At 52.5% G+C, this 18,675-nt stretch carries 17 protein-coding genes; 11 read left to right on the top strand and 6 right to left on the bottom strand.

Features of this window, described 5'->3' with window-relative positions; genetic code table 11:
- The first annotated feature begins 5 nt into the window (after nucleotides 1-5).
- Entirely contained in the window at nucleotides 6-1,004 is a 999-nt protein-coding gene (locus tag PLF13_02770; GenBank protein ID HOP06192.1) for a zinc-dependent alcohol dehydrogenase family protein, read from the top strand.
- A 3-nt stretch (nucleotides 1,005-1,007) separates the two neighbouring features.
- Here the strand turns inward: PLF13_02770 and PLF13_02765 are convergent, their stop codons facing one another.
- Nucleotides 1,008-1,334, bottom strand: a complete 327-nt coding sequence (locus PLF13_02765) for a hypothetical protein (protein ID HOP06191.1) — start codon at nucleotides 1,332-1,334, stop codon at nucleotides 1,008-1,010.
- 603 nt (nucleotides 1,335-1,937) lie between these two features.
- Here PLF13_02765 and PLF13_02760 point away from each other — a divergent pair.
- The 4 genes from PLF13_02760 (at nucleotide 1,938) to PLF13_02745 (ending at nucleotide 6,233) form a co-directional block, all read left to right on the top strand.
- On the top strand, nucleotides 1,938-2,870 hold the full coding sequence (locus PLF13_02760; protein HOP06190.1) for a biotin--[acetyl-CoA-carboxylase] ligase: 933 nt from the start codon (nucleotides 1,938-1,940) through the stop codon (nucleotides 2,868-2,870).
- A 153-nt stretch (nucleotides 2,871-3,023) separates the two neighbouring features.
- Entirely contained in the window at nucleotides 3,024-3,236 is a 213-nt protein-coding gene (locus PLF13_02755) for a hypothetical protein (protein HOP06189.1), read from the top strand.
- Entirely contained in the window at nucleotides 3,236-5,092 is a 1,857-nt protein-coding gene (locus PLF13_02750) for a biotin attachment protein (GenBank protein HOP06188.1), read from the top strand. Before PLF13_02755 ends, PLF13_02750 begins: the two co-directional genes overlap by 1 nt.
- 13 nt (nucleotides 5,093-5,105) lie before the next feature.
- Nucleotides 5,106-6,233 carry a sodium ion-translocating decarboxylase subunit beta gene (locus PLF13_02745; protein HOP06187.1) on the top strand — a complete coding sequence of 376 codons (1,128 nt, stop codon included), beginning with the start codon at nucleotides 5,106-5,108 and terminating at the stop codon, nucleotides 6,231-6,233.
- Nucleotides 6,234-6,298: 65 nt separating this feature from the next.
- Here the strand turns inward: PLF13_02745 and PLF13_02740 are convergent, their stop codons facing one another.
- On the bottom strand, nucleotides 6,299-7,081 hold the full coding sequence (locus tag PLF13_02740) for a hypothetical protein (GenBank protein ID HOP06186.1): 783 nt from the start codon (nucleotides 7,079-7,081) through the stop codon (nucleotides 6,299-6,301).
- Between the two features lie 290 nt (nucleotides 7,082-7,371).
- Between PLF13_02740 and PLF13_02735 the strand changes: the two genes are divergently transcribed.
- The gene (locus tag PLF13_02735; GenBank protein HOP06185.1) at nucleotides 7,372-7,965 is read left to right on the top strand and encodes a sigma-70 family RNA polymerase sigma factor; all 594 of its coding nucleotides are present in this window, start codon (nucleotides 7,372-7,374) and stop codon (nucleotides 7,963-7,965) included.
- Nucleotides 7,946-8,200 carry a zf-HC2 domain-containing protein gene (locus tag PLF13_02730; protein ID HOP06184.1) on the top strand — a complete coding sequence of 85 codons (255 nt, stop codon included), beginning with the start codon at nucleotides 7,946-7,948 and terminating at the stop codon, nucleotides 8,198-8,200. The genes PLF13_02735 and PLF13_02730 overlap by 20 nt, the downstream gene beginning before the upstream one ends.
- 75 nt (nucleotides 8,201-8,275) lie before the next feature.
- Here the strand turns inward: PLF13_02730 and PLF13_02725 are convergent, their stop codons facing one another.
- Both PLF13_02725 and PLF13_02720 read right to left on the bottom strand, forming a co-directional pair.
- Nucleotides 8,276-8,662, bottom strand: coding sequence for a VOC family protein (locus PLF13_02725; protein ID HOP06183.1), 387 nt, complete (start codon nucleotides 8,660-8,662; stop codon nucleotides 8,276-8,278).
- A 136-nt stretch (nucleotides 8,663-8,798) separates the two neighbouring features.
- Nucleotides 8,799-9,746, bottom strand: a complete 948-nt coding sequence (locus tag PLF13_02720) for a hypothetical protein (protein ID HOP06182.1) — start codon at nucleotides 9,744-9,746, stop codon at nucleotides 8,799-8,801.
- Nucleotides 9,747-10,476: 730 nt separating this feature from the next.
- Between PLF13_02720 and PLF13_02715 the strand changes: the two genes are divergently transcribed.
- From PLF13_02715 to PLF13_02700, 4 genes are all read left to right on the top strand, one after another.
- Nucleotides 10,477-12,819, top strand: a complete 2,343-nt coding sequence (locus tag PLF13_02715; GenBank protein ID HOP06181.1) for an efflux RND transporter permease subunit — start codon at nucleotides 10,477-10,479, stop codon at nucleotides 12,817-12,819.
- A 47-nt stretch (nucleotides 12,820-12,866) separates the two neighbouring features.
- Nucleotides 12,867-13,667 (top strand): outer membrane lipoprotein-sorting protein, encoded by an 801-nt coding sequence (locus tag PLF13_02710; GenBank protein ID HOP06180.1) that lies wholly within the window; start codon nucleotides 12,867-12,869, stop codon nucleotides 13,665-13,667.
- 20 nt (nucleotides 13,668-13,687) lie between these two features.
- Nucleotides 13,688-14,953, top strand: a complete 1,266-nt coding sequence (locus PLF13_02705) for a hypothetical protein (protein HOP06179.1) — start codon at nucleotides 13,688-13,690, stop codon at nucleotides 14,951-14,953.
- A gap of 73 nt (nucleotides 14,954-15,026) precedes the next feature.
- A complete protein-coding gene (locus PLF13_02700; GenBank protein HOP06178.1) occupies nucleotides 15,027-15,230 on the top strand; it encodes a DUF2892 domain-containing protein in 204 nt (67 codons plus the stop codon).
- Between the two features lie 658 nt (nucleotides 15,231-15,888).
- On the opposite strand, the gene PLF13_02695 is transcribed toward PLF13_02700, so the two are convergent.
- Entirely contained in the window at nucleotides 15,889-17,445 is a 1,557-nt protein-coding gene (locus tag PLF13_02695) for a PAS domain S-box protein (GenBank protein HOP06177.1), read from the bottom strand.
- A 124-nt stretch (nucleotides 17,446-17,569) separates the two neighbouring features.
- The gene (locus PLF13_02690) at nucleotides 17,570-18,496 is read right to left on the bottom strand and encodes a type II CAAX endopeptidase family protein (protein ID HOP06176.1); all 927 of its coding nucleotides are present in this window, start codon (nucleotides 18,494-18,496) and stop codon (nucleotides 17,570-17,572) included.
- Between the last annotated feature and the right edge of the window lie 179 nt (nucleotides 18,497-18,675).

The raw sequence follows: 18,675 nt of genomic DNA, 5'->3' as shown, positions 1-18,675 counted from the left end.
ACGCTATGCGTGCTATGATATTGAAAGAACCGGGACAGCGTCTGGAACCGGCCAACCTGCCGATTCCCGAGCCGGAGCCCGGACAGGTACGGGTAAAGGTCAATGTCTGCGGTGTCTGTCGCACCGACCTGCATGTAGTCGACGGTGAGTTGACCGAACCGAAACTGCCGATCGTCCCGGGACACCAGATTGTCGGGATTGTCGACAAGATGGGCGAAGGGGTGGATGAATTCGCCGTGGGGGATAAAGTAGGTATTCCCTGGCTGGGCGGTAGTTGCGGAACGTGCGATTTCTGTCGCGCCGGTGACGAGAATCTCTGCGACAAATCCAAATACACCGGCTATCAAATAGACGGCGGTTTTGCCGAATACTGTCTTGTCGACCGCCGTTTTGCTTTTCCGATTCCTTCGGGCTACCCCGATCTGCAGGCTGCCCCGCTTCTCTGCGCCGGGTTGATCGGGTATCGCGCCCTGCGTATGGCCGGAGAAGCCAAACGGATCGGCTTCTACGGTTTCGGAGCAGCGGCCCATATTTTAAGTCAGGTTTGTGTCTGGCAGGGGCGTGAGGTTTATGCTTTCGTACGGCACGGTGATGACTCCTCCAAAGAATTCGCGCGTCATCTCGGCGCGGTTTGGACCGGTTATTCGGATGAGCCCTCGCCGGTCGAGCTTGATGCGACCATTATTTTTGCCCCGGTCGGGGAACTGGTCCCGGCTTCGTTACGAGCCGTGCGTAAAGGGGGGATCGTGGTCTGCGCCGGGATTTATATGTCGGATATCCCGTCATTTCCGTACTCGATTCTCTGGGGCGAACGTTCGATCAAATCGGTGGCCAATCTGACTCGTCGCGACGGCGAAGAGTTCCTTGCGCTTGCGCCGAAAGTGCCGGTCAAGACCGAAGTGACCGCCTATCCGCTGGCCAAGGCTAACGAGGCGCTCGATGATCTCCGACACGGACGGTTCAACGGCGCGGCGGTGGTAGTGGTGGATGAGAAGGCAACGTAGGTTTTACTCCTCGTATTGTACATCCACAATCGTGTTGCGCGGGAAGATGTAAGGGAGGCCCTCGCCGTTGCCCCGGGTCGGGGTAACGACCAGGTACGACTCCGACTCGAATATCGCCAGGATTTCTTCAGTCGGCGCTCCCGGCTCCATACCGGAGCAGTATTGTCCCACCGCGATATGGATTGTCGGAAGGCCGTGAAAGGGAGGATTGGCAGTGATCGAGCGCACGACCTTATCCCTGATCGGGCGTCCGAACATTTTCTTAAGGTAATCGATCAGTTCTTGTCGATGCGATGGTTCCATGGCCGGAAGATAACGACTTGTGGCCATGTATGTCAATCAACCAGATAGGTTGCGCGAACGCAGGGGAGAATGTAGTTTACATTACGATTGTCCGTGCCGAGATGTCATTCCCGCGAGGGCGTGAATCCATCTTACGTAGGTCAGGTTGCTTGCAACCTGACATCGTAGGGCAGGTCTCTCTCTCCGAGACCTGCCGAAGAGGAACGGGATCAGTCGATGATGTAAGGTGTCGGGTTTCTATGCTCGTGGGGCTTCGCCCGCACTCGCTCCGGAACCCGACCTACAAGGCTCAGTATCTGGGACATCCCTTGGTGATGTCATACCGGCGGAGGCCGGTATCCAGCCGTGGGGCATGTCTCCCCGAGACGTGTCTGGGAATTGCGATATGGGGCAGACCGGGAGGTCTGCCGCCCACAAGAATGAAGATGGACCCCTGCTTTCGCAGGGGAGACGTAACGCGGACGGTTGGTTTTGTTCCGGATATCCCACCCGAGGGGTGGGGCACCGAGACGTCTGCCGCCCACGAAAATTTCCACCTGAGGGGTGGGGCACCGGGCGTGGGTCAGGTTGCTTGCAACCTGACATTGTAGGGCACGTCTCCCCGAGACGTGCCAAGGGATCGTTGATGAGATGAAGATCATTACCGACAGCATCGATTTCAGCCGGACAATAACACCGACTGTGTTGGAATGGACAAAAACCGACAAGCAGAATATCGGTAACCTTCCTTCCGAGTTGATCAATGCTGTTTACACGGACAATATCGATCTATTATACGGTGAAACCAACGGCCTTTTTGATCGGCTGTTGCTGGTCGAGTCGGCCGGACGTTCACATTATGACATCCTGATCGAGCTGGCGCGCGCAAATGTTGCGTTGCCGGATATGACCCTCTGTCTGGCGGGTGAGGGGGCGGGTTTCCACGGATTCAAAGGCCGCTCCTGGGTTTCTCCCCCCGGCAATATCTATTTATGCGTTCATTTCGCACCTAATCGTCCGATTGAGAATTTTGGTGTTGGCTTTATGATCCTGGCGGCGGTAGCGGTGGTTCAAGCTATCGACCGAGTGGATGATCTCCGGGGCAGAGCGGGCATCAAATGGGTCAATGATATCCTTATCGATAACGCTAAAATCTGCGGCGTGCTGGCGCATTGCCTGACCGAGGGAGACACGGTCACCAACGCCATCCTTGGCATCGGACTCAATGTCGGTACCACGCCGACTGTGAAACCGAATCTGTTCGTGCCGCGTACCGCATCATTGCACGATTTTGTATCAGCGTCCGCAGACACAAGTCAAGCTATTGTATTACAAAATCTTATCGGAGCAATTGCGGGGGGCTACCACATTCTTCTCGAAGATGGTTATCGATCGCTGTTGCGTTTCTATCGTGAACGTTCGTTGATTCTGGGGCGCGATGTCGCGGTGTACAGCGACCGCACCGGCGATAATGATACATTGCTGGTAGAAGGTATTGTCGAGGCAATCGGCGACAATTTGGAGCTTTATTTCAAACATCGGCCGACATCGGTCAACTCGGGCAGATTATTGCTTAAAAGTTGACAAAGAGACTTGAATCCCGAGCGTTTATTCAGTATATTATATTATCAACTAGTCGGTTAGACGCGCAAGCGTCGGCATCATGCACATATAGACATAATAATAAAGACCACTAGCCCGTCAGGACCAACGTGGCCTGGCCCCGGAGAACTCAATATGGGATCATTGGAGCTGTTTGTTATTTGTGCCTCTGCGCTCGCCGCAGTATTCCTGTTGTTAGCAGTTCTGGCTTTGCTCATGCGCAGCATCATTTTGATATTTCCCCAGAAACCTGCTATTACCACCGACACCGCTTTAATCGCCGCGGTAGCCTCGGTTGTGACCGCTATGTACCCCGGAACACAAGTCACAAGTGTTGAGGAGATATAATGATTTTTCTTGAGAAGAAGAAAACCATTCGGGTGATGTTCACCCCGTTCCGCGACGGACTCCAAAGCTCGTTTGGCGGCAAGGTTCGATTGAATGACATTCTTCCGGCCATGAAATTTTCAGCCGAGTGCGGCATTCGCCATTTCGAATTCGGCGGCGGCGCCCGCTATCAGGCTCCCCTTATGTATCTCGGCGAGGATCCTTTCGAAGACATGCAGGCTATGCGCGATGCGGTCGGCCCCGAATGCGATCTGCAGATTCTTACCCGTTCCGTATCCGGTGTGACGCTGACCACCCAGTCGCTCGACGCCCTGAATCTTCAGGCTAAGCTAATGAGGAAGTACGGCACCACCTGGGATCGCAATTTCGACTATATGAACGATGTCAATAACCTGATCGAGACCGGCAAACCGATTATTGAGGCCGGGATGCATCATCAGGTTTGTATCGCCCTGATGGGCCTTCCGTTCGATTCCGATACCGTTCACACGGCGGAGTTTTACATAAACATCGGTAAAAAGCTGCTCGAAAGCGGCATGAAAATCGACAGTATCTGTCTCAAGGACGCATCCGGAACGACCGACCCGAAAACCATCTACGATACGGCGGTCGGTCTCAAAAAGATCATGCCGCCGGAGATGATTCTCTGGCAACACACTCACGACACGGCATCGACGGCGGTCTCCTGTTACATGGCCGGTATTGCGGGTGGTGTCGACGGGGTTGACCTTTCGGTCCGTCCGATGGCTTCCGGTACCGTGCAGCCTGACGTCCGCTCCATGGCTCACGGTCTCAAGGGAACCGGGGCGACGCTTGATATTGATGTAAAAAAAATTGGCGATATTGAGCGTATGTTGACCGATGCGATGGCTGATTACGATTTTAATCCGACCACGACTACGGCCGATGCCCGCGTTTTAGGTTTTCCAATGCCGGGCGGGGCAATCGGTCCGAACGTGCACATGATGGTCAAGGCCGGCATTCTCGATAAATACTCCGATGTCCTCGCCGAATTCCCGGTGGTGGTGGAAGCCGGCGGTGCCTGGACATCGGTAACCCCCGGCTCGCAGCAGTATTGGTTGCAGGCATTCAACAATGTGTTGTACGGACGCTGGGAAAAGATCGACGCCGGTTACGGTAAGGCGGTGCTGGGTTATTTTGGCAAGACACCTTTGCCGCCGGATCCGAAGGTGATCGAAGCTGCCGCTAAACAACTCAATTTACAACCGTTCGACGGTGACCCGCTCGAAGCGGCGCCCGATTCTCTCTCGGCCGCTAAAAAGGCACTCGAAGAATTCGGCCTCCCGGTTAACGACAAGAACATCTTCCTCGTGGCCGGACAAATGGTCCCGGGCAAAAAGATCGAGGTAAACGAGGGGATCCGCTTCCTGACCGGCAAGGCCAAAATTGATATCCCGCTGAAATCGATCAAGGCCGAGAAGGAGGCCGAGGCAGCTCCGACTTCGGCAGCGGCACCGGTTGCAGCTTCGGCTGTGTCGGGTCGAGTCGTGACTCAGTGCACGGTGGAAGAAAACGGTTCCCGCCGTGTCTTCAGCATTACCGTCGAACCGATCAGTGTCGGTGATGCCATCCCGACGGCGACTCCGGCTGCGGTGGCGGCTCCTTCCACCAATGGCGGCACCCCTGTCCATTCCAGTTTTGCCGGATCGGTCGAAGTGGTGGATATCGTTGTCAAAGTAGGTGACCAGGTCACAAAGGGCAAAGTCGTGGCGGCTGTAGAAGCGATGAAAGCCAAACATGATATCAAAGCTCCCTGTGATGGTACTGTCAGTACGATCCTTGTCAAGATAGGAGATGAAATCGATTCGTCGCAACCGATCATGACCATCTCGTAAGGGAGTATCAGATATGGAGAACCTCGTTCAACTGATTCACCAGTCCGGCTTCGCCAATCTGACTCTCGGCAATTGGGTCATGTTTGCGGTAGCCGGCATACTGATTTACCTGGCCATTACCAAACAATACGAGCCGTTGCTGTTGATTCCGATCGGTTTCGGTATCATTCTGGCCAATCTGCCACTTGGCGGGATGGGATCTTACGACGACGGAATCATCGCTTTGATCTATAACGCCGGCATCAAAACCGAACTATTACCACCGATCATTTTCATGGGAGTAGGGGTCCTTACCGATTTTCGCCCACTTCTCGGTCGGCCGCTCACCTTTCTTCTTGGAGCGGCCGCACAATTGGGAATTTTTGTGGCGGCGCTCGGAGCGGCTATGTTTCTCGGTTTTACACCGAAGGAAGCAGCGGCAATCGGCATTATCGGCGGCGCCGACGGCCCAACCTCAATTTTTCTCGCCAGCAAGCTGGCTCCCGATCTGCTGGGGCCGATCGCCGTAGCGGCATACAGCTATATGTCGCTGGTGCCGATTATTCAACCGCCGATCATGCGTCTGCTGACCACTAAAAAAGAGCGCTATATCGACATGCCGCAGGCGATTCCGGTCTCCCGTACGGCTGTGGTCCTGTTCCCGATCGTTACTGGGATTGTGGCCTCGCTCGCCATTCCCTCAAGCGCTCCGCTCATCGGAATGCTGATGTTCGGGAATTTGATCAGGGTCAGCGGTGTGACGGAACGTTTACGTAAAACGGCCGGTGGGGCTTTGATCGATATCGTCACAATCTTCCTGGGGCTGACGGTTGGCGCCACGATGAATGCGGTGCATTTCATCACGTATAAGACGCTTTTGATCCTCGTCCTGGGGGCAGTGGCGTTTTCGTTTAGTACCGCCGGTGGGATTGTTTTCGCCAAACTTCTCAATCTATTTCTCCCGCACAATAAGAAGATCAATCCGTGTATCGGTGCGGCCGGGGTGTCGGCGGTGCCGATGTCTGCCCGAGTGGTACAGAAGTTCGTCTCCGACGAAACGGATGGTGAAGTCAATCCGTTGATGCCCGCTATGGGACCGAACGTAGCGGGTGTGATCGGATCGGCGGTCGCGGCGGGTGTGTTTTTGAGTTTATTGGGGTAAGGACGATTACAATCGAATTCATTAAGGCAGGAGCAGCGGCTTCTGCCTTTTTCAATGGATTTTCTCTATTGTCGTTTGCGCACGACAAAGCGCAACGAGGTCCAGGTGTCGTCGAAACGACAAATCTTGTGGTCAACCAGATCGTTGGCCATCAGGTGCTTGCGTACCGCCGCCTGAGTCAGGTCGGACTCTATCCCGCTGTTTTTCTTCGGCCAGATCATCCACAATCCGCCCCGTTCGGCTAAGTGCGACACGATCTTGGGAAGACGTCGTTCAATTTCTGAGAGTCTCGTAACGAACCAGAAAATCTGGTCGGCTTTTCCTTGAGGCCGGTGGTGGACCGTCACATTGTCGGGCAGCTTACCCAACTTCGATGAGTATCCTTCGGGAGCCCCCACAAGCAATATGTTTGTTCCCGGTCGAATCTGGACTTTGTCGGCGAGCGAGCGATTCTCATAAGCGGCCATGATCGAATCCGGCACATGCACTTCGGTCGGCTGGTGCTTAAGGGCGCGGCGAATCGCAGCTGGAGCCTCGTCCCAAGAACAGTATGTCGCGTCGGGCAGAAGCTTCTTGATAAGTTCCACCTTCTCCGGCGCACCACCCGCATAGATTAAAGGCACCAGCCTTGTTGTCTTGAACTTGCGGAGAGAAATCCCGATGTCCCGTCCGGATGAAGGCAGCCGGGTCAGGTCGATCAGGATCACCGTGGGCGGATCAGTCCGCAATGCTTTAAAAGTGGCGCTCGTAAAAGGCTCGAAGACGATCCTGAGGCCGGTCGTTTTGAGATCGTGGACGCGATCGAGCGCCTCAGCTTCGTTGAAGTGTATTAGGAATAATTTTTTCATTTCAATCCAATTTACTTCCAAAACAGTCCGGGGCAATCACAATATACTACGTGACCGTCAGGCTGATGCTTGCACTATTAATAACGACTGCTTTGACCCGATTGTCTCATTGATTGGTGGTAATATCAATAACTCCAAGGCTGGTCTTCCTTATGATGGCAGATAAGCTACTATCGGCAGAGAGGTTAATTCGATAGAAGACTCTGTCGTAAAATCGCGGCAGGTTTTTTATTCGTTTCCGTTTTTTTCAACGTTTGCCCCTGAATCGTTTTGGGTATATTGATGATCAAATGGATGAAAGAGAATTAGTCCAGAAAGCTCAGGCCGGAGATTTTACGGCTTTCATGCAGCTTGTCGATGCCCATAAAGGCAAGGTGTATGGACTGGCTCGTAAACTGGCCGGGAGCGAAGAAGATGCTGAGGATATCGTGCAGGATACATTGTTGAAAGCGATTGATAAAATCGACCAGTTCCGAGGAGACGCCTCTTTCGGCACCTGGCTTTACAGCATCGCTCTCAACGAGGCGCGACGGTTATATGCCAGATCGCAGCGGATGGAACTCCAGCCGGTCGATGAGTACCTGCCGTCGTCGCGCAAAGAAGATCACAACAGCTTTGAGATGTTCGATTGGCGTGACCCGCACCAACTGCTTGAGGATGCCGAAATCCGGCGTTTGGTCGATGAAGCCCTGGCGGAGTTGCCCTACAAATACCGTGAGGTGTTTCTGCTGCGCTATGTCGAAGAACTGTCGGTCAAAGAGGTTGCTGAACTGACCGGCCAGTCGGTGGCTTCAGCCAAGTCCCGAATTTTAAGGGCTCGTTTAGCCATGCGCGATTATCTCAGTAAAGCCTTCGAGGTGGAATATGACAAAAGGCTGTCCTGATTACATTAATGAACTTAACGATTACCTGGACGGTGCAATCGATCCCGAGTTGTGCGCCGAAATAGAAGCGCACATAGGGCAGTGCAACAACTGCCGGATCATGGTGGATTCGATGCGTCAGACCGTCAGGCTGTGCCGTGAAGGCACTCCCGAGGAACTCCCCGAAAAGCTCTCTGCCCGGCTCAATGATTTACTGCGGCAGCGTTGGGAGAAGAAGTTCGGCAAGACCAAGTAGTCTCAGATAATAATTCAGGTTACAAAAACAGGCCGATCTCGTTCAGGGTCGGCCTGTGTCGTTAAAGCGAATCAACTACTTAGAAACCATCGTAATCAGCGTAACCACCGCACCGGTCGGATCCTGGATGATCAGAAAACGCCCGACCTTCGGAATATCGGCCGGGCCATGAATGATTTTGCCTCCCAGCTTCTCACTTCTTTCGGCCAACTCATCGACATTATCCACGGCGATATAACCCATCCAGTGTGACGGCACAGCCGTAGCGTCCGGCGGCATGGCCATTAATCCGGCAGCCACGGTATTACCTGCCTTGAAAACGGTATATTCCATGGTCTCGGAATCTTTCCGCTCAGCCTGCCAGCCCAGCAGTTCGGTGTAAAACCTGGTTGAGGCGGGGACATCGGTCGAGACAGCCTCGTACCAGCAGAAAGTCCCGTGGGGGTATTTGTTTTCAGCCATTATGTTACTCCTTCTCTGCGATAATTATGTACTTTTTGGGTTGGTATTTAAGTGTATACGTCAGATGAGCGTAGAAGTCAATCACATCGAAAAAAAGTGAAACCGGTCGGCAGGGGAGACGTCCGAGATTTTAACGCTAGTCCGTGTTGTTGTTTGAACCGGGACGATGGTCGCCTAAGAACGCCCCGATATCCTTCCACATAGCCGAATTGACTTCATGACCGACACCAGGATAGAGCCGGAATTCAGCGTGACACCCGACTTCGGTGTAGATATTACGGGCCTTGTCCCAGCGCGCGATTGGCGTTGGACCGAACAGGGCCAGGACCAACTCGCGATCCTGCTCGTCGAAGCCGTCGTCGTACATCACGGCGTCGTTGTCGTCCTGATCGCCGAAGAAAAGCAGTTGTGGTACCTGGCGATATTGTAGCAGATCGAACGGCTGTCCGGTAAGGGAATCAAGATCGGCCCGGCCAACCGGAAAGCGGAGCAACTTCCCCTCGTATTCCGTAATCGGGGCAATTGGCCAGCCGCCGGGAGAGCCGATCGCCGCTGCCGCCACAGTCTGAGGATGCAGCAGCACGAAGCGATTCACGAACATACCGGCGGCGGAGAAGCCGTACATAAGCACTTTGTCGCACACCGGGATAGAGTCGCTGACCAGCCGTTTGCGGGCGTCGGCGATCATGGCCTGCAACTGTATATCGAGGCGGGCAAGTGTTGTGTCGTCACAGGTGAGAACATCGCGATCAAGCGCCTGAGTGTAGATTTGCCAGTCGGTTTTGGGGCGAGGGAAGCAGGGGCGAAGCAGGATCATTCCCCACTTGTCGGCCCGGTCGCGATCGAGGCGAATTCTTCGAAACGAAGCGGAATCATGCACGCGGAAATCGTCGTCGATATAGCCGGTGTTATTCGGTTCGACTAGTATCGCGGCGCTGTCAAAGCCATTGAGAGGATCGGACGGGACATATAGGTAATAGGGCCAGTAGAAAGCGTCCCCCGCTTCCGGCGTGATACGATGAATTGCGCAGCAGCTATCATCACCGGCTGTCGCGAGACTCGCGGCCAGAATCAACAGCAACATGATGGACAATCTTAGCAGGAGACTCACGGTTGATCGCACCTCTTTCCGAAGTAGAGTGTTGAAAAACCTCTTTTACGGCGGAGACAAGCCCCGCCGCTACGCGTTAAAGAATCCTAACCTCGCGTAGCGGGCGGCCTTGTGTCGCCCGCCATTATGGGTGTAGTTTGCAGAATATCCGCGCGTAAGACTTTTTCAACAACCTCCGAGCCTGGAGTTCGTCCGGTATCCGACCGCCCGTTTGCGAACGATATCGGACCTCCCGCCGGGATTATTTCAGATCGCCGGTCGTCCTGTCTGACTGGCTCCCGCTCGAATATATCGATAAATCCGGGCACGCCGTCGAGGACGATACCGGCGATATCAGCATCATTGTAGTTCATATATTATGTCAGCTCCGGTCGTACTTACCCGGACCGGCCTATATCTCCCGGTGAACATGAAGGTGGTTTTATCTACGAAAAAAACAGGTCGGGGTTCGGTTGGTGAAGCGCTACTAAACGGCACAATGAGAGCGACCGAAACCCGATCCTGCTGTAATCAGAAAGACGCCATTACCGTCAGAATCTTGCTATCGGAGCTAAAATGGGCCGCCGGACCCGATTTTTAATAGATTGAACGACAATATCTTATGTCAGCGAACTATCTTTTTAGCGCCGTTTTGAATCGTTTTTAGCTTCAGCCTATCTAATCGGTTAAAGTGTTTTCAAAAAAGCTTAAACGAGGTGTTAGCATGAAGCAAGGACTTACTAATTTCGCAATCAAACATCCCTGGTGGGTAATCGGTATTGCCGTGGTCATTACGGCGTTCTTTGCCACACAGTTTCCGAAGATCAAGATCGACACCGATCCGGAAAACATGCTGGCCGCCGATGAGCCCGTCCGGGTGTTTGAACATGAAATGAAAGAAACCTTCGGCATCAGCGATTTCCTGGCTGTCGGGGTCGTGTCAAACACGTCAGCCTTTACCCCCGAAATCCTCAATCGTATCTACAAGATAACAGCGGAAATAGAGGATATCGAAGGGGTCATGGTTGACGATATAATGGCTCCTTCGACGGTCGACGACATCAAACAGGGCGCCGGTGGAACGCTGGTAATACAAACCCTGATGGACGGTGAAATCGAGACTCAGGAGCAGGCCGATTATATCCTTTCCCGGATCAACGCCAACCCGATTCTCAAGGGGAAGCTGGCAAGTGAAGACGGGAAGGTTGTTGCTATTTTCGTCCCGCTCGAATCGAAAGATATGTCGCACCGAATCGCCGGTGAGATCAAGGCGATCACCGAAAAATACGCCGGTGACGTCGAGTATCATATCGCCGGTTTGCCGATGGCAGAGGATTCCTTCGGCGCTGAGATGTTTGCCCAGATGGCCTACTCCGCACCGGCGGCACTCCTTATTATTTTCCTCCTCCTGCTCATGTTCTTCAAGAAGATGAAGATTATTATCGCTCCGATGGTGGTCGCGATGATGTCGGTGATCTGGTCCATGGGTTTGTTGATCATGACCGGGCACACGGTCCACATCATGTCCTCGATGATTCCCATCTTCCTGATTCCTATAGCGGTGCTGAACTCGATCCACATTATATCCGAGTTCCACGATCATTATAAGAAGTACAAGCACAAGGATACCACGATTCGCCATGCCATCAGTGAGCTGTTCATGCCGATGCTGTTCACCTCGCTTACGACTATTGCCGGTTTCATTTCACTGGCCCTGACGCCGATCCCGCCGGTGCAGGTGTTTGGTATTTTCGTAGCCTTCGGCATCATGGTGGCCTGGTTTCTGTCGCTCATGCTCAATCCCGCGATTGGCATCCTGATCTCTACCAAAACACTTCGAGACTTCGGCAAAACCGAGGAAAGCGGCGGCGTGCTGGCTTCGATCATGCACGGATTCCGCGATTTCTCATACAAGCATGCCAAGGGAATCATTTATGGATCATTGGTGGTGGTAGTGGTGGCGGCTGTTGGTCTCTCGATGATCCAGGTCAACGACAATCCGGTGAAGTGGTTCAAAAAATCACACCCCATCCGCATAGCCGATATGGTCATGAATCAGCACCTGGCCGGTACCTATATGAACTACCTCGTGGTCGAGGGTGACGAAGACGACCAGATGAAAGATCCTGAGGTGCAGAACTACATGGTTGCTCTCCAGAGGGAACTGGAAAAAGAGCCCATTGTCGGCTCGGTCACCGGTATTCCGGATATCGTTAAAAAAGTCCGCTACGAATTGTTTGACGCCGATTCCGCCGAAGCCCGTATTCCGGACAGCAAGACGGAAGTCGGTCAGTTGCTTTTCCTGTTCGAGATGTCGGGCGGTGATCCCGACGACCTGTTCAAGATGGTCACGCCGGAATACGACCAGGCTAATCTCTGGGTCCAGCTCAAGAACGGCGACAATCAGGCGGTTTCTGAAGTAGTTCATCGCGCCGATAAGTTTATCGCCGAGCACACTCCGCCGGCGGGCATTACTTTCCGCTGGGCCGGTCTGCCGTACATCAATATCGTCTGGCAGGAACAGATGGTAACCGGTATGCGCAGTTCCCTGATCGGTTCCTATTTCGTGGTGTTCATTATGATGATCTTCCTCTTCCGCTCGTTGCGCTGGGGTTTGATCTCGATGTTGCCGCTGACGATCACGATCATGGCCATCTATGCCCTGATCGGTTACATCGGCAAGCCGTACGATATGCCAATCGCCGTGCTCTCATCGCTGACGCTGGGGCTATCAATCGACTTCGCGATTCATTTCATTCAGCGTCTGCGCATGATTCACGCCCGGACACAGGATTTCAAGGAATCCTACCATGAGATATTCGAGGGCGCCGGTCAGGCAATCAGCCGCAACGTTTTGGTTATTGCCATTGGCTTCATCCCGATGATGTTCTCCAGTCTCGTACCGTACATCACGGTCGGATCGTTCTTCCTGGCTATTATGGTGGTCTCCGGCCTGGTAACCATGCTGCTGCTGCCGGCCATTACGCGGTTGTTCCATAAGTCGCTGCTGCCGGTGTCCGCACCCATTAATGAAGAACATCACGCGAAAATAGAGCACTCCGCCTGAGCGGATAAAATTAGAAAAACGTTGATGGATATATAAGGAGAAGAAAAATGAAGACTTTGACTTACACTCTGATTCTGGCTCTCGCGAGCCTCACGCTTTTCGCAAGTTTTTCTCACGCTCAGGATCCCAACGAGATCATGAAGAAATCGCATCTGGCTTATTACTACGCCGGCGACGACGGTCTCTCCGAGGTCAACATGGTCATCGTTGATAAGCGCGGCAAGGAACGCACTAAGGAATTCACGATGCTTCGCATGGACCAGTCCGAAGGCGGCCCGCAGATGTATTACACGTATTTCAAGAAGCCCTCGGATGTCTCCCGGCTGACCTTCATGGTTCACAAGGTGCCGGACGGCAACGACATGCGCTGGATTTATGTGCCGTCGGTCGACCTGGTAAAGCCGATCAGCGCCGATGATAAAAACTCCAGTTTCGTCGGCAGCAACTTCAGCTACGAGGATGTCTCCGGTCGCCATTGGAGCGAGGACAACCATACTCTGCTCGGCGATTCCACCATCGGCGATCGTCCGGTCTGGGTAATCGAGTCGAAGCCGAAATCAGAAGGCGACAGTTTTGGCCATAAGGTTTCTTATATCGACAAGGAAAACTACCTGCCGCTCATGGAAAACTACTACGACGACAAGGATCGTCTGGAGCGTGTATTCCGGTCGGAGAAAATCGACACGGTCGACAATATCGTGACCATGACCTCCCGCTCGATGGAGAATGTGCAAAAAGGCGGCAAGACCACGATCTCGTTCTCCAGTATCCAGTACAACGTCGGTTTGGACGCTGATGTCTTTACCGAGCGCTATCTCAAGAATCCGCCGAGGAAATACATCCACTAACGAGGACCGAGGGTAACGATATGAAGACTTCAATCAAACTGACTATAGCAGGACTGCTGTTTCTCGCAGCAGTCCCGATACGGGCCGAAGTTTACATGGATGGCTTTTTGCAGGGGCTTTACGGCGCCCGTCTGGACGAGAACAATCCAACCGCCACCGAACAGACCGCTTCGGAAACCCGCTTGCAGCTCCGACTGGAGCATATCGGAGAAGTTGGCGAGTTTTTCGGACGCGTCGATTTCACCTATGATGACGCCGACAGTGCCGGAACCGATCTGGAATTACGCGAGGGCTATATGAAGTTCCGTCTCGGCAGCTCGCTTGATTTCAAGGTTGGTCGTCAGATCATCACCTGGGGAACCGGTGACTTGATTTTTATCAACGATGTTTTCGCTAAAGACTATCGGTCCTTTTTTGTGGGGCGCGATGACCAGTATCTCAAGGCTCCGCAAAATGCCATTCGGACCGATTTCTATCCGGGACAGTTGGGCTCGATATCCTTTGTTTGGACACCTCGTTTCGAGCCCAACCGTCTTCCCACCGGTCGCAAGTTGAGCTATTACAACGGGCAGACAATTGTCGGTGAAGGTTACTATTTCGATGTCCCTGCCCCGGATGCCAAGTTCGAAAACGGTGAGTTCGCTTTCCGCTATTCTCGCCAGGTGGGGAATTTCACCTCGGCCCTGTATTTCTACAAGGGTTTCTATAAGAATCCGCGCGGGGTAAAAATAATCGCCACGGAAGAGGGCAGCACGATGATGCCGTTCTATCCTGAATTGAATGTCTATGGGGCCTCGGTACGCGGACCGCTGTTGGGAGGTATTCTCTGGCTCGAAGGCGGTTACTTCGATTCCCGACAGGACCGTCATGGTGACGATCCGTTGATTCCAAACTCTTCGGCCACCGGAATGATCGGTTTCGAGCGCCAGGTCGCCCGTAATCTGACTATCAACGGGCAGTGGCAGGTCGATTACATGACCGACTACGATAAATTCGAGGCTGAAATGGCCGGTTCGGGCATGTATGTGCGCGATGAAGTCCGACATCTGTTAACCAGTCGTATTACCAGGCTGTTGATGCGTGAGAACCTGACTCTTTCCGGATTCATCTTCTACTCACCAAGCGATGAGGACTGGTATCTGCGGACTTCAGCCGCCTATAAATACTCCGACGAATTGGAACTGGCCGTGGGCGCCAACGTTTTCGATGGTAGTCATGAATCGACCGATTACGGCCAATTTCAGAAGAACGACAACGTCTATCTGAAAATGACCTACGGATTCTAAAATCAGATTGGGTATTTGCTGAATCGGGGCCGTGGGGGCTGGCCCCGATATCTTTTTTTCAGGAGTGAATAAGATGACTTTAGAAAGATCCATAAGACTAGTAGCCGGGGGCGTGATCCTTCTGTCGCTGGCTTTATACTATTTCATATCTCCATACTGGTTGTTACTAACGGCTTTCGTTGGACTGAACCTGTTTCAATCTTCGTTGACCCGGTTCTGCCCGGCTGAGTTCGTTCTCGGTCGATGGTTTTTTTCTGATAGCCCGAATATCCGGTAGTAATTGAGGATAATCTAATTTGGATAAAAAAAGCAGCGCGGAGTCCGTTAGACGGGCTCCGCGCGCTGTGCAGCAAGAGGATAAAAATCCGAGGGCTCGTTGTGACCTGTCATGTCGGTAGGATAAGCTCTCTGCGTCTACGAGTCACTGTGAGTCCGGCTTGATCCGTGGGCTGGATCAGCGGTCGAAGTTGAACAGCGTCGACGGGGAACCTAGCCCTTCCCCGCCGACACCTACAAGTTGGTACTCCGTACTCTTTAGCCCCCTTCGTGGTCACCCCCTTTTTCGAAAGAACAGCTCTCAAAGCCCCCCTTTATGAAGAACTGCCTTCCAGCGGAAATGACTGCCGCCGGTAAGAGTCGGACAACCCCCCATTTTGGCTGCGATTCCCCTTTGGACGTCCTTGTCTCTCCTGGTTCACCGGTCTGGTCATGTCTGCTGAAATTTTTCACGAGAATCCTCTTCTTCGGTGACTCTCTGTCCCTAAACTACATTCCTAACCTCTAATAATCTCTTCGGTATCAATTTGAATCATTCAATGGGTTAGATATAGCTATGAATTGGCTATATTGACTAGCCAAATTCTCACTTTATCGAGCCAATTAAACTTCGATGGGATGTTAAGAATCTCTACCAGCCTGTTATACTGAACGGCTGGTTAACTTCTGTCTTGTATGGAACGGAGATAAGTAGGCAGATTGTCGGACTGCTTAAGCAACCCGAGTTTTTTACGGATTTGTTTACGCTGGTTGTGAACGGTGTGTATCGAGGTATTGAGCATTGAGGCTATCTCTTTACTGGAGAGACCGCTTCGGATTAAATTGCATATCTCCAGTTCGCGGGGGGAGAGGTTGTTATAACGTCGCTCCACGGTGTTCATGAACGGAGAAGCTATTTCCGTAAGGAAATTTTCGAGCAAGGTAACGTATTTTGTCTGAGTTGAATCGACCCGGTCGTGCAGTTTCCGCACCAATGGCATAACTACCCGGTCGATGTTGGTTTTAATCTGGCTCTTGACGCGATCGATCTCCTGTTCGATTTGCGAAAGGACTTCTTTCAGAGCAACATTCTTTTCGGTCAAAGCGAGTCGTTCCGTTGCAAGGGCTTCGTTGGTGTCGGTGAGAACCGCTTCAGTCCGTTTCTGTTCGGTGATGTCGGTAACGACAGCAAAAGAACCGATAAAATTGCCGTTTGAATCGAAAATAGGTTGAGGGGAGACAATGGCGGGCAAAGGCTCCCCGGTACGAGTCCGCCATTCTACTTCGTAAGGATGAAGGCCTCCCTCTTTGCCCTGAGCGATCTTCTCGTAGTATACCGACTGACCAGGAGCATCCATGAACTCGGTGATCGAGTTCCCGATCAATTGCGGCGGAGTATAACCCAGCATTTCACAGAAACAGCGATTGACGAAAGTAACGCGGCAGTTTTCATCGAACGCGGCCATGCCCTCACTCATCGTCTCCACCAGCAGGCGGTACCTTTTTTCGGACTCCCGTAAGGCATCCGTTACTTGAAACCTTTCGGTGATTCGCCAGAGATCGGCCACGAGTTCTTTAAGGAATTCCGTATCACTGCGATCGTAGTCGGATCCCTTGTTGGCAACTCCGATCATTGCCACCGGCCGGTCATCGAGAATCAACGGTACGCCAAGATGTCTTTCAATTGGGTGGTGATCACCGGGATAATGGCGTTTGAGCAAGTCGGCATCAGTATGGTCATTGACCATCACCGGTTTACAACACTCGAGCGGATCAGCCCAGAAATCAGCCGACATGAGCGAACAAACCAACTGTCGGTTTCCGATGAGCGACTCCGACTCCGAAGGGTGAATCCAGGCAGGGATGTCAATCTCGGTACCACGTTTGTTCAACACGGCAATAAATCCCACCTGGCTGTCGGTGCTTTCGACCGCAACAGCGAGAGCTTGTTGATAAATTTCATGCAGCGACTGGCTCGCACATCGGTTGAAATTCAACAGGGCTTCAACACGACCGGGTCTTTTTACACCGCTCTCGTTGCGTTTCATCACAAGGCGAGAACCGGAAGCGGTTGGTTTAGTACGGTTTTGTTTTGCCGTGACGGGGCGATCGGTCCCGAGTGGGAACTCACTCGTAAATACATCCAGAAGATCATGCATCCCGCGCCGATCAGGTTCGGTCTGAGATTCAATACGGTGGGTTTTATCTGCTATTTTTTTATCCGTCGCAACAGTCATGGCTGTCCCTGTCGTATTGCGGGTTGTGGAGTCACTCTATCGGGCCGAGTGGCTATCACTCTCTTCTGTAATTGATATCGGCCGACCTGTGCAATTTCTATACAGGTCGGCCAAAGAAATCAGTTCAGTGGGACTGTGGGATGGATTGAATGTCCCGGGATGGCTTGGGACGATACAGGAAATGAAGCGATACGGTTACGATTACCAGCAGAATAGCTGTCAACCAGCCTGCCTCAAAACCGAAGGTTCCGCCGGTGAGGGAGTCGTAACTCGGATTGAATTCGAGAGTCATAACACCGGGAGTGGTAAGGCCGCTCACCGGGGAGCCGTAGATCGCTCCCTGAAAATAATTCCAGGCCAGGTGGAGTCCAATCGGGAACCAGAGATTCCGGCGATGGATGTAATATATGCCCAGAACGAAACCGGCCATGATGATATTCGCTAAAGCCGCAGCGCCGAAACTGGGATTGAACATGTGCGCAAGGGAAAACACAAGACCGGTCAGAGCCAAAGCCACGTATTTATTGAATGACTGCATCAGGTTGTTGAGCAGATAACCCCGGACTATAATCTCTTCCTGAGCGGCGGCAAAGAACAAGGAAGGAATCATTACCAACAAACTGGTCAGAGGGAAATTGATTTCAGTAACTTCGATAGCGCCTATGGACCATAGAATCAGGAAAATGGCTGAAATCATTCCGAATCCCCAGAGAAGTCCTGCGAACAAGTCTTTGAGGTATGGTGACTTAAGTGAGAATCCGAGAGATAAAACACTCTGCCGATCAACGAACCGGCGCATCAAAGCGGTAACGCCAAGCAAGACGGCAAGTTGAAAGGCGTTAATAAGAATGCCTGCCGATGAACTTATTGCGGCGATTTCATCCTCTGCGGACCAAATGTCGAAAAACAAGGCTGTTACAGCGCCGATACCGAGACTGACAATCACCAGGACTACGATAAAGAGTAAAGCCCGTAGCCAGCCCCAGGGAATCAACGGCGATGGTGAAGAAGGGGATTCAACTGCTTGGTAAGTGGGCTGGTTTTCCGTCATATTATCTCCAGGTTTAGCTTTGTTATCCTTGAAATTCAGTATGGTAGTAGGTACGAGTAAGGTCAACTTTTTGTTGCCGGAAGGATTTTATACGGACCCGAAACTTTTCTGTAAAACTATTGCAATTGCGCGGCTTACGGCTAAATTGCGGAATCGGCTCAGAAACCAAACCGGTCTCA

This window comes from Candidatus Zixiibacteriota bacterium, from assembly GCA_035380245.1.
GTDB lineage: Bacteria > Zixibacteria > MSB-5A5 > GN15 > FEB-12 > DAOSXA01.
This window is presented reverse-complemented; position numbering and strand designations above follow the sequence as displayed.